Here is an 18106-nt window from a genome sequence, read left to right as displayed (position 1 = left end):
CGCAGGCCGCGACATCGCGCCACGACCGGCGCTGCGCCGCGCGGCCTGGAGCCGGTGCAGCGTGTGATGTTCTGGAAGTGGTGGGCCGTGATGGGATCGAACCATCGACCAATGGATTAAAAGTCCACTGCTCTACCGCTGAGCTAACGGCCCTGCTGCAACCAAATCACGCGCCAGCGCGGCGCGACAATCACTTCCGCTCGGCCACATGCTGGAGGCGCACGGGCTTGGGTACCCACGCTGCCGCCACGCATCTGCGAGATGGGCCGAGGCGCATGGGGGTCGCGCAGTTTAACCGCGCACCGGGTTCAACGGTAGCGTGTCGGGTCGGCCACGCCGGCAGTGCGGAAGCCATCGGCTCGCAGCTCGCAGGCATCGCAGTGACCGCATGCGCGACCGTCGTCGTCGGCCTGATAGCACGACACGGTCAGCGCGAAGTCGACGCCCAGACGCAACCCTTCGCGCACGATGTCGGCCTTGCCCAAGCGCATGAGCGGGGCGTGGATCGCCATCGGCGCGCCTTCGACGCCGGCCTTCGTGGCCACATTCGCCAGGGCCTCGAACGCCGCGATGAACGCGGGCCGGCAATCGGGATAGCCGGAATAGTCCACCGCGTTGACGCCGCAGTGGATCTCGCGTGCGCCGAGCACTTCGGCCCAGCCCAGCGCGATCGACAACATGATCGTGTTGCGTGCCGGCACGTAGGTGACCGGGATGCCGGCACCGCCGGGCTCCGGCACCGCGATGTCGGCGGTCAGCGCCGAGCCACCGATGCTGCGCAGGTCGACACGCACGAGCTTGTGCTCGACCGCGCCCAGTGCGGCCGCGACGCGGCGCGCGGCGGCCAGCTCCGAACCATGCCGCTGGCCGTAATCGACACCGAGCGCATGGCAGACCAGGCCACGTTCGCGGGCGAGGGCGAGCGTGACAGCCGAGTCCATGCCGCCCGAGACGAGCACGACGGCGCGAGCGGGTGTGGTGATCGCTGTCATGTCAGTGGCCGGGCAGATCGCCCCACAACTGCTTGTGCAGTTGCAACTGGAAGCGTACCGGCAACCGGTCGGCGAGGATCCATTGCGCGAGTTCGCGTGGCGCCAGGCGACCATGGACCGGCGACAGCAGTACCTGGCAACGCTGCGCGAGCGCGTGCTCGTGCAGGCGCGCCACCGCCCACTCGTAGTCGCCGCGGTCGGCGATCACGATCTTGAGCTGGTCATGCGGCAGCAGATGGTCGAGGTTGCTCCACAGATTGCGCGCCGCCTCGCCCGATCCGGGCGCCTTGAGGTCGACCACCTTGCGTACGCGCGGGTCGACGGCGGCGACATCGAGCGCACCGGAGGTCTCCAGCGACACCGCGTAGCCGGCATCGCACAGGCGTTCCAGCAGCACGAGGCAGCGCTTCTGCGCCAGCGGCTCACCGCCGGTCACGCACACGTGCCGCACGCCGTGGCCGGCCACCGCCTCGAGGATCGCATCGATCGTATGCCACTGGCCGCCATGGAAGGCGTAGGCCGTGTCGCACCACACGCAGCGCAGCGGGCAGCCGGTGAGACGCACGAACACGGTCGGCCAGCCGACCGCGTCGGCCTCACCCTGCAGGGACAGGAAGATCTCGCTCAGGCGCAGGCGCGGCAACTGCGCCGCCTCGCCTGCCAAGTCGATTTCGCCGTCCGCGACGGCGCGGTCGGCGCTGCCCATCGTCGTGCCGCTCAGTGCACCGCGTCGGTGGCCAGCGCGCGCAGGCGACCCTGGGCGAGGCGGGCGACGGTGGTGTCGGGATAACGCCGCACGACCTCGTCGAGCGTGCCGCGCGCGGCATCGAACTGTTTGAGTTCGTACTGGCTGTAACCGACCTTGAGCAGCGCGTCGGGCGCCTTCTGGCTGCGCGGAAAGCGCGTCAGCAAGGTCTGGAACGATTCCAACGCAATGGGATAGTTCTGGGTGGCGTAGTACGACTCGCCGAGCCAGTACCAGGCATTGGCGGCCAGCTCGCTGTTCGGATACTGGTCGATGAAACCCTGGAAGCGCCGTGCCGATTCGGCATAGCGGCCATCCTTGAGCGCGCTGAACGCCTCGTTGTAGCCGGCCGACTCGGCGGCTGGATCGGCAGCGGCCGTGGCCGGCGCGCCGTCGGCGGCGCGATCGGCAGCGGTCGGCTTGCCGTTGCCGGCAGCCGGTGCCGCAGGCGTCGTGGCCGGGCCGCCCAGGTTCACATCAGGTGGCTGCGGCTGCGTGCCGCTCGTTGCCGCGGCGGCTGCGGGCGCGGCGCGACCTTCAAGCCGACCGAGCCGCGAGTCGAGGTCGACATACTGTTCCTTGCTGCGCTGGCGGGCTTCGTCGAGCGCATGCTGCAGTTCCTCGACCTGGCCCTGCAGGATCTGCACCTGGGTCTGCAGCTCCTGGACGCGGTTGACCATGCCGACCGCGCCGTCCTGCGGGTTGGCCTGCTGCTGTTCCAGCCGCGCCACGCGGTCGGCCAGCGACAGTCGATCCTGCGCCTGCAGCGGCGCGGCGAAAATGGCAACGGCAGCCAGCGTGGCTGCCGTTGCGAGTGCATCGCGGAACGCGACCTTCATGCCGGCTTACCGCGCGGTGTAGACGATCTCGACGCGGCGGTTCTTCGACCAGCACTCTTCGTTGTGCTGACGGCAGACCGGCCGCTCTTCGCCGTAGCTGACGACATTGAGCTGGCTCGACGTCGCGCCGGCGGCGGTCAGCGCGCTCGACACGGCGTTGCCGCGACGCTCACCGAGGCCGAGGTTGTACTCGCGTGAACCGCGCTCGTCGGCGTTGCCTTCCAGCGTCACGCGCGCGTCGGGGAACTGGCGCAGGTACTCAGCATGGCAGGCGATCTGCGCTGCGAACTGCGGCTTGATCTCGGTCTTGTCGAGGTCGAAGTAGACCACGCGCTGGCGCAGGCACGAATCGGAGTCGAGGCTGTCTCGCGTGTAACGGCCACTCGGCGCGACCGGCTGGGTCTCGGTGACGGCTGGCGTCTCGGTGGTGGTCGGCTTGACGGCCTTCTTCGCACACGCTGCGACGCCTGCCACGAGCAGAACCGAAAACGCGATACGAAATGCGGTGTTCATGGGTTGTGGAGCCTCTGGATCAAATGATTGGGAATGGGCGGTGGCCCGGTGGTACGACATGGTGGTGGGACGCGGACCACTGCACGACATCGGCGGCAGCCCGCAACGGAAACTTAACCAGTATGTTCAGCGCGGCCTGAATGGACCCCAAGCAGGCTCACGCACATCACCTTCCGCATAGCCGAGCCGCTGCCGTACACGACCGTCGGCCGATGCCGCGAACAGCACGCCGCGACTGCCTTCGCTGGCGGCGTACAGCAGCATGCTGCCATTGGGCGCGAAGCTGGGAGACTCGTCCTGGGTTCCGGGTGAAACGAGCGAGTACTGATTGCTGGCGCGATCGAGAACCGCAATACGATACACATTTCCGTTGCCCTGCACCATTGCGATCTTGATGCCTTTGGCATCGACCACGCTGGGGCTGGCGTTGTACTGGCCCTGGAAGGTGACGCGGGTCTGCTCGCCGCCGGCGGCCGGTACCTGATAGATCTGCGGCTTGCCGGAACGGTCGGAGGTGAAGTAGATCGACTGCCCGTCCGGCGCCCATTCGGGTTCGGTGTCGATCGCGAAGTGGCGCGTGATCTGGCTCAGCGCGCGCGTGCCGAGGTCGAGCACGTAGATGTCGGGATTGCCGCCCTTGGACAAGCTCAGCGCGAGGCGGCTGCCGTCGGGCGAAAACGCCGGCGCGCTGTTGATGCCGCGGCTGTTGGACACAACCTGGCGCGCGCCGGTCGACAGGTCCTGGATGTAGACCGCCGAATTGCCGCTCTCGAACGACACATAGGCCAGGCGCTTGCCATCGGGCGACCAGTGCGGCGACAGCAGCGGCTCGCGCGAACGCACCACCACCTGCGGGTTGTAGCCATCGGAGTCGGCGACCATCAGCGCGTACTGCGCATGGGGCGCCACGCCCACCGCGGTGATGTAGGCGATGCGCGTCCAGAACGCGCCGCGCACGTGCAGGATCGCCTCGTACACCGCGTCGGCAACCTGATGGGCGATGTCGCGCAGGCCGCTGCGTTGGCCGCTGATCGCGCTGCCGGCCAGTTTCTGCTGGCGCACCACATCGAACAGCTCCCACTCCACGCGCACGCCGTCACCGACATCGCTCATGCGACCGACCACGAGATAGTCCTGCTTGAGCAGGCTCCAGGTGGCGAACTTGATTTCGCTCTGGCGGGTCGGGAATTCGACCACATCGGCCTTGGGCAAGGTGCGGAACTGGCCGGAGCGTGCGAGATCGGCGCGCACGATCTCGCCGGGATTGGCTTCGGGCGGCAAGGTGCTGCCGTCGTAGCCGAACGGCACCACCGCAATCGGCGTCGCGCTGGCGGTGCCGTTGACGATGTCGATGCTCAGCCCTTGGGCCTGCACTGCGGCGCCGCTCAGCAGCAGCACGAGCCAGCACGGCAGCCATGTCGCGATTGTCTTGAGCTTCATGTCGTTCCTATCCGTCGTACCTGAAATTGAACGTGATGTTGCGCTGGAACACCTTCTCGAATCCCTGGTAGGGCAGCGGTGCGCGCTTGACCGCCTGTTCCAGCGAATTGCGTGTCACATCATCGGCGTTGCACGGTGAACCGATCGAAACGCTGATGACTTCGCCGCCGGGGATCTGCGCCACGTTGATCGTGCAGCGCAGGCCCGGCTGGGCGCCTTCCGGGCGATTCCAGTTGCTGGTGACGGCAGCCTGGATCGCCGCCTGGTAGCGTGCCGCCAGACCGTCGTCGGCACCGCCGGCGCCGGTCTGCGCCTGGGGCGCCTCGTGCTCGGTCGCCGGCTGCGCCTGCGCCGCCTCGCGCGCGCTGCGGTCCTCGATCTGCGCCAGGCGTTGCTTCTCGAGCTTGAGCTTCTTTTCGGCGGCCTCGCGCTGCTGCCTGATCTCGGCCAGCTGCTTGCGCTGCTCCTCGCGCAACTGGCGCTGCTTTTCCTCCTGCAGCTCCACCTGCTGCTGGCGCACCTTCGCCTCCTGTTCCTTGCGCTCCTGCTCGGCCTTCTCCTGCGCCAGCGCGGCGACGCGCTGCTGCTCGATGAGATCCTGCCGCGGCAGCTCGGCCGGCTTGGGCGGCTGCGGCGGCTCGGGCTGCGGCTGTGGCTGCGGCTTCTCGACCTTCGGCTGCGGCGGCTCGGGCGCGGGCCGGGCCGGCGCCGGTTGCGGCCTCGGCGCCGCGGGTGGTGCGGCGCTCGGACGCCGCGGTGCCGCCGTCGGTCCGATCAGGGTGGCTTCGATGACCGGACCGGGCATCACCACCGGCGGGCTGCTGCTGCTCCACCACAAGCCGATCACCGCCACCAGCACGCACAAGGCGTGCACGCCGAGCGACAGCGCCAATGCCCGCAGGTTGTCGCCCAGGCCATCGTGGACGTTGCGCCGTGCCTGCGCCATGCGCTCAGCGCGCCTTCGCCGCCTCGGGCGGCTTGCTCATGAGGCCGACCTTGGGCACGCCGGCCTGCTGCAGCAGCACCATCGCGCCATAGATCGTGCCGTAGTCGGCGGCGGTATCACCGGCGACATACACCGGAATCTGCGGATTCTGGCGCACGAACGCCGCGATCTTGGTCTTGAGCGCATCGGCATCGATCGCCTCGCGCGGCGAGTTGGCCAGCGAGAGGTAGAGCTGGCCGCCGCGATCCACGCTCACCACCGCCGGCTCCTTGTCGTTGTGGATCGACTTGGCGGCCGACTGCGGCAGCTCGATGTCGACGCCCAGGTTCATCAACGGCGCCGTCACCATGAAAATGATGAGCAGCACGAGCATGACGTCGATGTAGGGCACGACATTGATCTCGGCGTTGAGCTTGCGCTTGCGGCGGCGGGAAGCGATCGGGTTCATGGCTCGGTGCGGGAGTGGACGGGCAGCGGAACGGACGGTGCGGCGGCGTGCGCTGGCGTGGCCCTGGCCGCCGCTGCCTGCAACGCACGCAGGCGACGCCGGGGGTTGCCGGGCGGTACGCGGGGCGCAGGACTCCTCAAGCCTTGCCGTCCTCGACGTGCGCCTGGCGCGCGAGGATCGAGGAGAACTCCTCGACGAAGGTGTCGTAGCGCGAGCCGATGCGCTCGAGCTTGGTGGCGAAACGGTTGTAGGCCCACACCGCGGGAATCGCCGCGAACAGACCCATGGCGGTGGCGATGAGTGCCTCGGAAATGCCCGGCGCCACCATCGCGATGGTGGCCTCCTTGACGTTGGCCAGGCCCTGGAACGCGATCATGATGCCCCACACGGTGCCGAACAGGCCCACGTACGGGCTGATCGAACCGACATTGGCGAGGAACTCGAGGTTGCGTTCGAGGCGGTCGATTTCGCGCGTGGAGGCCACGCGCATCGCGCGCTGGGCGCCTTCGAGCAGGCCGCGCGAGTCCATGCCGCGGCGCTGGCGCAGGCGGGCGAACTCGCGGAAGCCGGCCTCGAAGATCGCGGCCGAACTGCTGAGCTTTTCGCTGTTGGCGCCGAGGTCGCGGAACAGGCCGGCCAGGTCGGTGCCCGACCAGAACCGCTCGTCGAACTGGTCGGCACTGGCATTGGCGCGGTCGAGCATCGCCTTCTTGCGGAAGATGATGAACCACGAGGCGATCGAGAAGCCGATCAGCAGGCCCAGCACCAGCTTCACCGGCAGACTGGCACCGAGCACCAGCGCAAACACGTTGAGGTCGTTGTTCATGGATCGATGATTCCTTCACTCAAATAGGCTGGCAGCGGCCGCGGGCGGAAGCGGGCCGCATCCACGCAGGCGATGCGCACGCTGGCGGCGAGCAGATCCGCGGTGTCGCCTGCGCGCCGCAGCGTCTGCTGCAGCGTGAAACTCGCGCTGCGCAGCTGGGCCACCCGCACGCTCACCAGCAACACGTCATCGAGCCGCGCGGGCGCATTGAACGCGATCTCCATGCGATGGACGACGAACAGCACGCCATCGCGTTGGCGCAGTTCCTGCTGGCCATGGCCCAGCGCACGCAACCACTCGGTGCGCGCGCGCTCGAGGAAATGCAGGTAGCGCGCATGGTAGACGACGCCGCCGGCGTCGGTGTCTTCCCAGTAGATCCGCACCGGAATGGCAAATGCCGAATCGGCCGGCGCCGCGGCGCGGGGCGCGCCCATGGTCGACGGCTCGCTCACGACTCCGCGCTCCCGGCCTGCGCCGCCGCCTCGAACAGATCCTCCGCCGCCGCCCGCCGCGGTACCGGCAAGCCGAAGTGGCGCCAGGCCTTGGCCGTCACCATGCGGCCGCGCGCGGTGCGCACGAGAAAGCCCTGCTGGATCAGGAACGGTTCGAGCACGTCCTCGATCGTGCCACGTTCCTCGCTGATCGCCGCCGCCAGCGACTCCACGCCGACCGGGCCGCCGTCGAAGTGCTCGATGATGACGCTGAGCAGGCGCCGGTCGAGCGCGTCGAAGCCCTCGCCATCGACCTTGAGCATGCCCAGCGCGGCATCGGCCACTTCTCGCGTGATCGCGCCGTCGGCACGAACCTGTGCGTAGTCGCGCACCCGCCGCAACAGGCGGTTGGCGATGCGCGGCGTACCGCGCGCCCGGCGCGCGATCTCGGCCGCGCCATCGGCATCGCAGGCGATGTCGAGGATGCGCGCGGCGCGGCGCACGATCGCGGCGAGTTCGCCGGCACTGTAGAACTCCAGCCGCTGCACGATGCCGAAGCGGTCGCGCAACGGCGCGGTCAGCAAGCCTGCGCGCGTGGTCGCGCCGACCAGCGTGAACGGCGGCAGGTCGAGCTTGATCGAGCGCGCCGCCGGTCCTTCGCCGATCATGATGTCGATCTGGAAATCCTCGAGCGCCGGATACAGCACTTCCTCGACGATCGGTGACAGGCGGTGGATCTCGTCGACGAACAGCACGTCGCGCGGCTGCAGGTTGGTGAGCAGCGCGGCAAGGTCGCCGGGCCGTTCCAGCACCGGCCCCGAAGTGGCGCGCAGGTTGACGCCGAGCTCGTTGGCGATCACGTGCGAGAGCGTCGTCTTGCCGAGGCCCGGCGGGCCGAAGATCAGCACATGGTCGAGCGCGTCGCCACGTCCGCGCGCCGCCTCGATTGCGATGCCGAGCTGCTCGCGCACCGTGACCTGGCCCAGATACTCGGCCAGCCGCTGCGGACGGATCGTCGCCTCGACGAGATCGTCTTCGCGCGTCGCGCTGGCGGAAGTGAGACGGTCCATGGACGAGGGATCGGGGAAAAGACGATGGCGTGATTATCGCCGCGTTGCGCCCGGCAAGGTAGGCGAGGCGACGGCTGCCGGCAGGCCCCATTCAGCATGCGGTGCCGCGCACGAAACGCGCTGGCCGATGCCCGCATGGGCGGTCCACGGCGACGCGCTCAGATCTCCACCTGGGTGCCGAGTTCGATCAGGCGGTTGCCGGGAATGCGGAAGAATGCGGTCGCTGGCAACGCATTGCGCTGCAGGAACGCATACAGCTTGTCGCGCCACAGCGCCATGCCGGAGCGGTCGAGTGCGACGATGCTTTCGCGGCTGAGAAAGAAGGTCGTGTCCATCATGTCGAGCGCGGCGCCGCAGCCCTTGATCACCGCCAGCGCCTGCGGCACGTCCATGTCCTCGGCAAAGCCGAAGCGCAGCGTGACGCTGAAGAACTCGTCGCCGAGCGGCCGCACCACCACGCACTCGTCGGGTTCCACCGTCGGCGTGTCGACCGTCTCGACGGTGAGGATGAGGTTGCGTTCGTGCAGCACCTTGTTGTGCTTGAGGTTGTGCAGCAGTGCGTTGGGCACGCCCTCGGCGTTGGAGGTGAGGAACACCGCGGTGCCCGGCACGCGCAGCGGTGGATGGGCCACGATCGAGGCGATGAACGGTTCCAGCGCAAGGCCTGCCTGGCGGATCTTGACCATCACCAGCTCGCGGCCGCGGCGCCAGGTCGTCATGACGGTGAACATGAGCGCGCCGAGCACGAGCGGGAACCAGCCGCCATGCTCGACCTTGTCGGCGTTGGCGGTGAGGAAGGCCAGGTCCACCGTGAGGAACACGAGCCCGACCATCGCCACCCGCACCGGGCCCCACTGCCACAGGCGGCGGAACACGATCATCACCAGCACCGCGTCGATCGTCATCGTGCCGACCACGGCGATGCCATAGGCAGCGGCGAGATTGCTCGAGGAGCGAAAACCGAGCACCACCGCCAGCGTCAGCACGAGCAGCAGGCGGTTGACCCACGGCAGGTAGATCTGGCCGATGCGTTCGGTCGAGGTGTGCCGCACCTGCATGCGCGGCAGGAAACCGAGCTGGATCGCCTCGCGCGCGACCGAATAGGCGCCCGAGATCACCGACTGCGAGGCGATCACGGTGGCCAGCGTGGCCAGTGCGATGAATGGCAGCAGCAGCGACGCCGGCGCCAGCAGGAAGAACGGGTTCTCCACCGCGTTGCCGTCGCTGAGCAGCAGCGCGCCCTGGCCAAAGTAGTTGAGCACCAGCGCGGGCATCACGAATCCGAACCAGGTCATGCGGATCGGCTTCTTGCCGAAGTGCCCCATGTCGGCATACAGCGCCTCGGCGCCGGTGATGCACAGCACGACCGCGCTCAGCGCGAAGAACGCCGGCCAACCCACCTCGAGGAAAAAGCGCAGCGCAAAGTGCGGCGACAGCGCCTTGAGCACATGCGGGTGCTCGATGATCGGCAGCACGCCCAGCAGCGCGATCGACACGAACCACAGCGCCATGATCGGCCCGAACACCGCGCCGACGCGGCCGCTGCCGCGCTTCTGGATCCAGAACAGGCCGAGCAGGATCAGCACCGTGATCGGCACGATGAAATGATCGAGCTGCGGCGCCGCCACCCGCACGCCTTCCACCGCCGACAGCACCGAGATCGCCGGCGTGATCACGCCGTCGCCGAAGAACAGCGCGGCGCCGAACAGGCCGAGCATCGTCACCACCCAGTGCACCCATGGCCGCCCGCGCACGCCGCGCTGGGCCAGTGCGGTCAGCGCCATGATGCCGCCTTCGCCCTTGTTGTCGGCGCGCATGATGTATCCGGCGTACTTGATCGACACCACGAGCATCAGCGTCCAGAACACGAGCGAGAGCACGCCCAGCACGTGCAATTCGTCGACCGGCAAGCCGTGCGAGCCGAACGCTTCCTTCATCGTGTACAGCGGACTGGTACCGAGGTCGCCATAGACGACGCCGAGCGCCCCCAGCGCCAGCGCCGACCAGCCATGCGGAGAATCACCGGTGTCGCCTGCCATCGCCGCCATGCGGTTCTCCATCGGCTTCAGCGCAGCGCCGCCTTGAGCGCCTTGCGGATGATGTCTTCGGCGCGGTCGCCCGCTGCCGCAGCGTCGCGCACCAGGCGCGTGACCTCGGCCGGCTTGTACCCCAGGGCCTGCAGCGCGACGCTGGCCTCGCTGACCGGATCGGCAGCGACCGCCACCGCGCCGCCACCGAGCGCGGGCACACCGCCGCCCATGCCATCGACGCGATCGCGCAATTCGACCACGAGGCGTTCGGCGATCTTCTTGCCGATGCCGGGGATGCGCGTGAGCGCCGCGATGTCCGCGCCCTGCACGAGTCGCGCAAACTCATCCACGCTCACCCCCGACAGCACCGCCAGCGCGATCCTGGCGCCGACGCCGCTGACCTTCTGCAGCGAGCGGAACAGCGCGCGTTCGCTCTCGCGCGCGAATGCATACAGCGCCACCGTGTCCTCCTTGACCGCGTAGTGGGTGCACAGCGTCACTTCGCGGCCCAGTTCCGGCAGGTCGTAGAAGGTCGACATCGGCGCTTCCAGCTCGTAGCCGACGCCACCGACGTCGACCACGATCCACGGCGGCTGCCTGGCCACCAGCACACCCTTGATGCGGCCGATCATCGGCGCCGCCTCCACGCCGCGCGCGGCAGGCCCAGCCGCGCCACGCTCGCGCGCACATGCGCGTGCGCCAGCGCGATCGCCAGCGCGTCGGCCGCGTCGGCCTGCAGCTTGCCCGGCACATCGAGCAGCAGGCCAACCATGTGCTGCACCTGCTGCTTGGCTCCGGCACCGGTGCCGACCACGGCCTGCTTGACCTCGCGGGCGGCGTATTCGCTGATCGCCAGGCCATGCTGGGCCAGCGCGCAGATCGCCGCGCCGCGCGCCTGGCCGAGCTTGAGCGCGGCATCGGGATTGCGGGCAAGGAACACGCGTTCGATCGCGGCTTCCTGCGGCGCATGCTCGACGAGGATCGCGCCGAGCACGTCGAACAGACACTTGAGGCGGCCGGCGAAGTCGTCGGCACCCAACAGGTTGATCGCGGTGTGGAACACATGCCGGCTGCGGCCGGCGGCATCGACATCGATGATGCCCACGCCGGTGCGCTGGCTGCCCGGATCGATGCCGACGATGCGCACGCAGCTCGCCGCCGCGCTGGCGGCCGTCGCCGGCACCGCCGCCCGGTATGTCATTGCGGCCCCAGCCTGCAGGCTGGATCGACGGGTGGTACCGGCACGGACGGAGCTCGCATCATGGCAGCGCCATTGTCGCGCGCTTCAGCCTTGCGCGGAGGAAAAATGTGCATCGCGCAGGAAACCGGTGGTGAGGTCGGCGACCTCGCCCGACAGCAGCAGGCCCGTGTGCGAGGCATCGACCACCACATGGTCGGCGATGCCAGGCAACTGGGTTTCGCTGACCGACACCGTGCCATCGTGGGGTGAACTGAGCGGGCCGATCGTCACGCCCAGGCCGAACGGCAGACGGCCGGCGATGACGCCGACCGGTCGGTTGCTGCGCCAGGCATCGAGCCCGCTGAGCAGCGGCGCCGCACTCTGGCCCAGCAGCAGCTTGCCGCCCGGCACGCTGGCCAGTCCGCGCGCCACCGCGCTGCCGCGCAGCGGCGCGCCGATGCAGACGATGCGGCCCTTGGGCAGGCCGCGCACGCCGCGCGCGGCTTCCAGCGCCACCAGCGAGCCCAGGCTGTGGCCCACCAGATGCACGGCCTCGGCATCGGCGCGGCGCATGCGCTCGCGCAGAGTCTCCACCGCCGGCCCGATGCCGCGGAACACGCTCGCGTAGTCGATCGTTTCCACCGTGTAGCCAACCGCGCGCAGGCGCCGCGCCAGCGGCAGCAGCGTGATCCCGCGCATCCAGATCCCATGCAGCAGGATCACGTGTTCGTGCTGCACCGATGCGGCCTGCGGCGGGGTGTCGCGACGGCGGCCGTTGGTGTCAGCCATCGCTGGCTTCCCGCACGCGAATGTGCACCTCGCGCAGTTGCGCGTCGGGCACGCCCGACGGCGCGCCGGTCATCATGCACTGGGCGCCGGTGGTCTTGGGGAAGGCGATCACGTCGCGGATCGACTCGGTACCGGCCATCAGCGCGGCAATGCGGTCGATGCCGAAGGCGATGCCGCCATGTGGCGGTGCGCCGTACCGGAGTGCCTCGAGCAGGAAACCGAACTTGGCCTGCGCCTCGTCGGCGCCGATGCCGAGCAGGTCGAACACCGCGCTCTGCATCGATGCGCGATGGATGCGGATCGAGCCACCGCCGATCTCGTTGCCATTGAGCACCATGTCGTAGCCGCGCGACACCGCGCTGGCCGCATGGGCACGCAGGTCGGCCTCGTCATCGACCGCCGGTGCCGTGAACGGATGATGCAGCGCGACGTAGCGCTGCGCCTCGGCATCCCACTCGAACATCGGGAAGTCGGTCACCCACAGCGGGCGCCAGCCCGCCTCGACAAGGTTGAAGTCGTGGCCGGCCTTGAGCCGCAGCGCACCCATGAAGTCACTGACGGTTTTCCACGTGCCGGCGCCGAAGAACGCGATGTCGCCGCTGGTCATGCCCACGCCATCGAGCAGCGCCTGGAACGCCTCGGCGCCGAAGAACTTGGCGATCGGCGAATTGACCGCACCGGCGTCGTCGAGCTTGACGTAGGCCAGGCCCTTGGCGCCGAACTTGGCCGCGTGCGCGGCGTAGTCGTCGATCTGCTTGCGCGAGAGCCGGGCACCGCCCGGGATGCGCAGCGCGGCGACACGGCCGTCGCTGCTGGCGGCCGCCTCGGCGAACACCTTGAAGTCGCAGTCCCTGACCAGCGGCGCCACATCGACCAGTTCGAGCGCGATGCGCAGGTCGGGCTTGTCGGAGCCAAAGCGGCGCATCGCATCGTGCCAGCTCAGGCGCGGGAACGGCTCGGCCAGTTCGACCCCGATGACCTCGCGGAATACCTCGCGCAGCATCGACTCGACGGTGTCCTGCACGATGCGCTCGTCGACCCAGGCAAACTCCATGTCGAGCTGGGTGAATTCGAGCTGGCGATCGGCACGCAGCGCCTCGTCGCGGAAGCAACGCGCGATCTGGTAGTAGCGGTCGAAGCCCGCCACCATGAGGATCTGCTTGAACAGCTGCGGGCTCTGCGGCAGCGCGTAGAACTCGCCCGGGTGCATGCGCGCCGGCACGAGAAAATCGCGCGCGCCTTCGGGCGTGGCCTTGGTCAGGATCGGGGTTTCGATGTCCTGGAAGCCGCGCGCGTCGAGCCAGCGCCGCAACGCCTGCACGAGACGGATGCGAGTACGCATCATCTGCTGCATCTGCGGCCGGCGCAGGTCGAGGTATCGGTACCTGAGGCGGATGTCCTCGCCCGGGTTTTCGTGCGCGTGGAACGGCAGCGGCGCGGCCTTGTTGAGCACCTCGATGCGCTGCGCGACGACCTCGACCTGGCCGCTGCGGATCTTCGGGTTGACGCTTTCGCGCCGGCGCACGATGCCGGTCACGCGCAGGCAATCCTCGTAGCCGACTGCAGCCGCGGCCGCCAGCACCTGCGCATTGCCCTCGGTGGCGGCCGGCTCGGCCACCACCTGCACGATGCCTTCATGGTCACGCAGGTCGATGAAGCACAGGCCGCCGAGGTCACGGGCCACATCGGCCCAACCGCACAGGGTGACGCTGTGGCCGATCAATGCCTCGTCGACGAGGCCGCAGAAATGGGTGCGCATGCAGTCAGGTTGGCGCCGGGCGCGGCGAATACAAGACGCGGAAGGTTACGGAGGTTCGTGCTGCGCTGCAAACAGGACCGTCGGCTGCCGCAGCGCGGCGCGCCGGCCCCTGCCCCGCACCACTGCCGGCGCGATGGCCGGCAGTGGCACGCCGATCGGGCACGCTGGCCCGCTCGGACGCGGGGTCTCAGCGCCAGCGGCGATCGACGATGAACTCAGCGCCACAGCCCTGATCGACCCAGATGCCAGCGCGGTTCCAGCCCCAGTTGCGTCCTTCGACGCACGGCGTCCCCGACAGCTGCTTGGCGATGCGCACCATGCTGCCGCGCCCGGTGTCGACCTGGCACATGTTGTAGTTGTAGCCCTCGCTGCGGCAGCGCACGCGGATCGACTGATCCCAACCTGGCCCAGGCTGCCAGCCGCCCTGCCCATAACCCGGACCGGGCCCATAACCGGGACCACCCGACCAGCGCCGGCTCACGCGGAATACGCCGCTGCACCCTTGGTCGACCCACACGCCGGCGCGGTTCCAGCCCCAGGTGCGGCCCTCGATGCAATCGGAATTGGAGGTCTGGCGCACGAGGTAGACGTTGCCGCCGCGACCGGTGTCGACCTGACACATGCGGTAGTTGTAACCGCTGCTCGAGCAGGTGAACTCGATGTCGCGGTCCCAGTCCGCGCCCGGCTGCCACTGCGCCGCCAGCACGCCGGCGATGGGCGCCGCCAGCCGCGGTGCCACCTGTGCATGGGTCGGCGCCGCCGTGCCCAGCAGCACCAGTCCCGCAACCAACCCCAGAGTCTTGACCATGCGATCTCCCATCGATGTATGCGTGGCGGCCCACGCCAGCCACAGTGTAGAGGCAATCGGCATGCCAATCGCAAACAATGGTCAGCCGTCGCTGCTGCTCGCCGTCGACTTGTCGCTTGCCGATTTGTCGGCTGCCGGCGTGTCACTTGCCGGTTTGTCTGCGCCCGCCTTGTCGGCGGCGGCCGGCCTGGGGGCCTCGTCACCGGTGGCGAGGTTGTGTCTGGCCTCGCCCTTGCCCTTGAAGTCGGTCTCGTACCAGCCGCTGCCCGCAAGCCGGAACGCCGGCGCGGTCACGCGGCGGTGCACCCCGCTGCGGCCACACTCGGGGCACGTGGTCGGGTCGGGGTCGGACAACTTCTGCAGGCGATCGAATACATGCTTGCAGGTGGGGCACTGGAATTCGTAGATGGGCATGGCGCTGGATCGGTCTCGGGAACGGGAATCGGCAACCGGCGCACAGCTTACATGGCCGCCAGCGACCGGGGGCCGCTGGCGGTTGCGCCGGCGCGGCACATCAACCGTGTGCGAACACGAGGTGTCCGCCCTGCGCATCCACGCGCACGGTCTGCCCCGGCTGGAAGCGGCCCTCGAGGATCTCGCGCGCGAGCGGGTTCTCGAGCTGCTGCTGGATCGCGCGCTTGAGCGGGCGCGCGCCGTAGACCGGATCGAAGCCGACGTTGCCGAGCAGATCGAGCGCCTGCTCGCTGATCGCGAGCTTGAGCTGGCGCTCGGCCAGACGCCGTTCCAGGTAGGCGATCTGGATGCGCGCGATCGCACGGATCTGCGCCTTGTCGAGCGCGCGAAACACCACGATCTCATCGAGCCGGTTGATGAACTCGGGGCGGAAATGCGCCTGCACCGCGCCCATCACCGAGGCCTTCATCTGCGTGTAGGCAGCCTCGTCATCGCCGCTGTATTCATGGATGAACTGTGAGCCGAGGTTCGAGGTCATGACGATCACGGTGTTGCGGAAGTCGACCGTGCGGCCCTGGCCGTCGGTGAGGCGACCGTCGTCGAGCACCTGCAACAGCACGTTGAACACGTCGTGGTGCGCCTTCTCGACTTCGTCGAGCAGGATCACGCTGTAGGGCCGCCGCCGCACCGCCTCGGTCAGGTAACCCCCTTCCTCGTAGCCGACATAGCCGGGCGGCGCGCCGATCAGGCGACTGACCGAGTGCTTCTCCATGAACTCGCTCATGTCGATGCGCACCATTGCCTCGTCGCTGTCGAACAGGAAGCCGGCGAGCGCCTTGCACAGCTCGGTCTTGCCCACGCCGGTCGGGCCAAGGAACAGGAACGAGCCGGTCGGCCGGTTGGGATCGGACAGGCCCGCACGCGCGCGGCGGATCGCGTCGCTCACTGCGTGCACGGCCTCGTCCTGGCCGACCACGCGCCGATGCAGTTCCTCCTCCATGCGCAGCAGCTTGTCGCGCTCGCCTTCGAGCATCTTGCTGACCGGGATGCCGGTCCAGCGACTGACCACCTGCGCGATCTCCTCGGCGGTGACCTTGTCCTGCAACAGCGTGAAGCCCTTGCGCTCGGCTTCCTGCGCGGCCGTGAGCTGCTTCTCGAGCGCAGGAATGCGCCCGTACTGGATCTCGCTCATCGCGGCGTAGTCCTGCCGGCGCTGCGCAGCTTCGAGATTGAGCCGCTCCTGCTCGATCTGCTCCTTGACCTTGGTCGCTCCCTGCAGCGCGGCCTTTTCGCTCTTCCAGACCTCGTCGAGGTCGGAGAACTCGCGCTCGAGCGTGCCGATCTCGGCTTCGAGGTCGGCCAGGCGCTGGCGCGACTCGGCGTCCTTTTCCTTCTTGAGCGCCTCGCGCTGGATCTTGAGCTGGATCAGGCGCCGTTCCTTGCGGTCGAGCTCCTCGGGCTTGGAATCGATTTCCATGCGGATGCGGCTGGCGGCCTCATCCATGAGATCGATCGCCTTGTCGGGCAACTGGCGGTCGGCGATGTAGCGGTTGCTCAGCGTGGCCGCGGCGACGATCGCGGGATCGGTGATCTCCACGCCGTGGTGGACCGCGTATTTTTCCTTGAGGCCGCGCAGGATCGCGATCGTGTCCTCGACGCTCGGCTCGCCGACGAACACCTTCTGGAAGCGCCGCTCGAGCGCGGCGTCCTTCTCGATGTACTTGCGGTATTCGTCGAGCGTGGTGGCACCGATGCAGTGCAGCTCGCCGCGGGCGAGCGCCGGCTTGAGCATGTTGCCGGCGTCCATCGCGCCCTCGGCCTTGCCCGCGCCGACCATCGTGTGCAGCTCGTCGATGAACAGGATCACGCGCCCTTCCTGCTTGGCCAGGTCGTTGAGCACGGCCTTGAGGCGCTCCTCGAACTCGCCGCGGAACTTGGCGCCGGCGATCAGCGCGCCCATGTCGAGCGACAGCACGCGCTTGTCGCGCAGGCCCTCGGGCACCTCGCCGTTGACGATGCGCTGGGCAAGGCCCTCCACGATCGCGGTCTTGCCCACGCCGGGCTCGCCGATCAGCACCGGATTGTTCTTGGTGCGCCGCTGCAGCACCTGCACCACGCGGCGGATTTCCTCGTCGCGACCGATGACCGGATCGAGCTTGCCGCCCTCGGAGCGCGCGGTGAGGTCGATCGTGTACTTCTCCAGCGCCTGGCGCTGGTCCTCGGCACCCTCCGACTGCACCTTCTCACCACCGCGCAGCTTGTCGATCGCGGGCTCGAGCGCAGCCTTGCTCGCACCAGCCGCCTTGAGCGCATTGCCGAGCTCACCCTTGTCATCGAGCGCCGCGAGCACGAACAGCTCGGAGGCGATGAAGGCATCCCCGCGCTGCTGGGCAAGTTTGTCGGTCAGGTTGAGCAGGCGGCCGAGGTCGTTGGAGACATTGATGTTGCCCTCCTGCCCCGCCACGCGCGGCAGCCGTTCGAGGGCCTGCCCGAGCCGCGTGCGCAGATTGGGCACGTTGATGCCGGCCTGCGCCAGCAGCGGCACGGTCGAGCCACCCTGCTGGTCGAGCAGGGCCACCATCAGGTGCACCGGTTCGAGCATGTTGTGGTCGCGCCCCACCGCGAGCGACTGGGCATCGGCCAGGGCCTGCTGGAACCGCGAAGTCAGTTTGTCCATGCGCATCTGCGCTCTCCTCGTGCTGCAGCCGCGCGGGGCGCGGCGCGGTGGAATGGATGGATCGGTCGATCCCGCTGGGCGCTAGATGGTGCGCCCCAGCGGCGTCTTCAAGCAGTGCCGGCGACCGGATCACACCGGCGCGCCGGCGGTCCTTGCGGCCGGTGATGGCCGCCGCGACACTACGGCGGGCGCCGGCCAA

Annotated in this window: 18 protein-coding genes and 1 tRNA gene; all 19 read right to left on the bottom strand. The window is 68.7% G+C overall.

Annotation, left to right across the window (positions count from 1 at the left end; genetic code table 11):
- Positions 1-78: 78 nt before the first annotated feature.
- The 19 genes from KF903_RS08185 to clpB all read right to left on the bottom strand — a co-directional run bounded on the left by KF903_RS08185 (position 79) and on the right by clpB (position 17913).
- A tRNA-Lys gene (locus KF903_RS08185) sits at positions 79-153 on the bottom strand.
- Between the two features lie 155 nt (positions 154-308).
- Positions 309-992, bottom strand: coding sequence for a 7-cyano-7-deazaguanine synthase QueC (gene queC, locus KF903_RS08180; protein WP_291213500.1), 684 nt, complete (start codon positions 990-992; stop codon positions 309-311).
- A gap of 1 nt (position 993) precedes the next feature.
- The gene (gene queE / locus KF903_RS08175) at positions 994-1635 is read right to left on the bottom strand and encodes a 7-carboxy-7-deazaguanine synthase QueE (RefSeq protein WP_291213683.1); all 642 of its coding nucleotides are present in this window, start codon (positions 1633-1635) and stop codon (positions 994-996) included.
- A 74-nt stretch (positions 1636-1709) separates the two neighbouring features.
- Complete coding sequence (ybgF, locus tag KF903_RS08170) at positions 1710-2576, bottom strand: tol-pal system protein YbgF (RefSeq protein WP_291213498.1); 867 nt, start codon at positions 2574-2576, stop codon at positions 1710-1712.
- 6 nt (positions 2577-2582) lie between these two features.
- Positions 2583-3089, bottom strand: coding sequence for a peptidoglycan-associated lipoprotein Pal (gene pal / locus KF903_RS08165; protein ID WP_291213496.1), 507 nt, complete (start codon positions 3087-3089; stop codon positions 2583-2585).
- Between the two features lie 126 nt (positions 3090-3215).
- Positions 3216-4529, bottom strand: a complete 1314-nt coding sequence (gene tolB, locus KF903_RS08160) for a Tol-Pal system beta propeller repeat protein TolB (RefSeq protein ID WP_291213494.1) — start codon at positions 4527-4529, stop codon at positions 3216-3218.
- 7 nt (positions 4530-4536) lie between these two features.
- Complete coding sequence (locus tag KF903_RS08155) at positions 4537-5475, bottom strand: cell envelope integrity protein TolA (RefSeq protein WP_291213492.1); 939 nt, start codon at positions 5473-5475, stop codon at positions 4537-4539.
- A 4-nt stretch (positions 5476-5479) separates the two neighbouring features.
- Positions 5480-5923 carry a protein TolR gene (gene tolR, locus KF903_RS08150; protein ID WP_291213490.1) on the bottom strand — a complete coding sequence of 148 codons (444 nt, stop codon included), beginning with the start codon at positions 5921-5923 and terminating at the stop codon, positions 5480-5482.
- A 136-nt stretch (positions 5924-6059) separates the two neighbouring features.
- Positions 6060-6749 carry a protein TolQ gene (gene tolQ, locus KF903_RS08145; RefSeq protein ID WP_291213489.1) on the bottom strand — a complete coding sequence of 230 codons (690 nt, stop codon included), beginning with the start codon at positions 6747-6749 and terminating at the stop codon, positions 6060-6062.
- A complete protein-coding gene (gene ybgC / locus KF903_RS08140; protein WP_291213487.1) occupies positions 6746-7183 on the bottom strand; it encodes a tol-pal system-associated acyl-CoA thioesterase in 438 nt (145 codons plus the stop codon). Before ybgC ends, tolQ begins: the two co-directional genes overlap by 4 nt.
- A gap of 14 nt (positions 7184-7197) precedes the next feature.
- Positions 7198-8250: a Holliday junction branch migration DNA helicase RuvB gene (ruvB, locus tag KF903_RS08135; protein WP_291213485.1), complete on the bottom strand. Its 1053-nt coding sequence runs from the start codon at positions 8248-8250 to the stop codon at positions 7198-7200.
- A gap of 158 nt (positions 8251-8408) precedes the next feature.
- The gene (locus tag KF903_RS08130; protein ID WP_291213483.1) at positions 8409-10298 is read right to left on the bottom strand and encodes a potassium transporter Kup; all 1890 of its coding nucleotides are present in this window, start codon (positions 10296-10298) and stop codon (positions 8409-8411) included.
- A gap of 17 nt (positions 10299-10315) precedes the next feature.
- Positions 10316-10912: a Holliday junction branch migration protein RuvA gene (gene ruvA, locus KF903_RS08125; RefSeq protein ID WP_291213481.1), complete on the bottom strand. Its 597-nt coding sequence runs from the start codon at positions 10910-10912 to the stop codon at positions 10316-10318.
- On the bottom strand, positions 10909-11481 hold the full coding sequence (gene ruvC / locus KF903_RS08120; protein WP_291213479.1) for a crossover junction endodeoxyribonuclease RuvC: 573 nt from the start codon (positions 11479-11481) through the stop codon (positions 10909-10911). Before ruvC ends, ruvA begins: the two co-directional genes overlap by 4 nt.
- Before the next feature lie 84 nt (positions 11482-11565).
- Positions 11566-12249, bottom strand: a complete 684-nt coding sequence (locus KF903_RS08115; RefSeq protein WP_291213477.1) for an alpha/beta fold hydrolase — start codon at positions 12247-12249, stop codon at positions 11566-11568.
- A complete protein-coding gene (gene aspS, locus KF903_RS08110; RefSeq protein WP_291213475.1) occupies positions 12242-14008 on the bottom strand; it encodes an aspartate--tRNA ligase in 1767 nt (588 codons plus the stop codon). The genes KF903_RS08115 and aspS overlap by 8 nt, the downstream gene beginning before the upstream one ends.
- Before the next feature lie 187 nt (positions 14009-14195).
- Positions 14196-14816, bottom strand: a complete 621-nt coding sequence (locus KF903_RS08105; RefSeq protein ID WP_291213473.1) for a DUF3011 domain-containing protein — start codon at positions 14814-14816, stop codon at positions 14196-14198.
- Between the two features lie 81 nt (positions 14817-14897).
- Positions 14898-15230, bottom strand: coding sequence for a zinc ribbon domain-containing protein (locus KF903_RS08100; RefSeq protein ID WP_291213471.1), 333 nt, complete (start codon positions 15228-15230; stop codon positions 14898-14900).
- 100 nt (positions 15231-15330) lie between these two features.
- Positions 15331-17913, bottom strand: coding sequence for an ATP-dependent chaperone ClpB (gene clpB, locus KF903_RS08095; RefSeq protein WP_291213469.1), 2583 nt, complete (start codon positions 17911-17913; stop codon positions 15331-15333).
- Positions 17914-18106: the final 193 nt, after the last annotated feature.

The organism is Dokdonella sp. (genome assembly GCF_019634845.1).
In the GTDB taxonomy this organism is placed as follows: domain Bacteria; phylum Pseudomonadota; class Gammaproteobacteria; order Xanthomonadales; family Rhodanobacteraceae; genus Dokdonella_A.
Note: the sequence above shows the minus strand (reverse complement) of the source record. Positions and strands in the feature narration are given on the sequence as shown.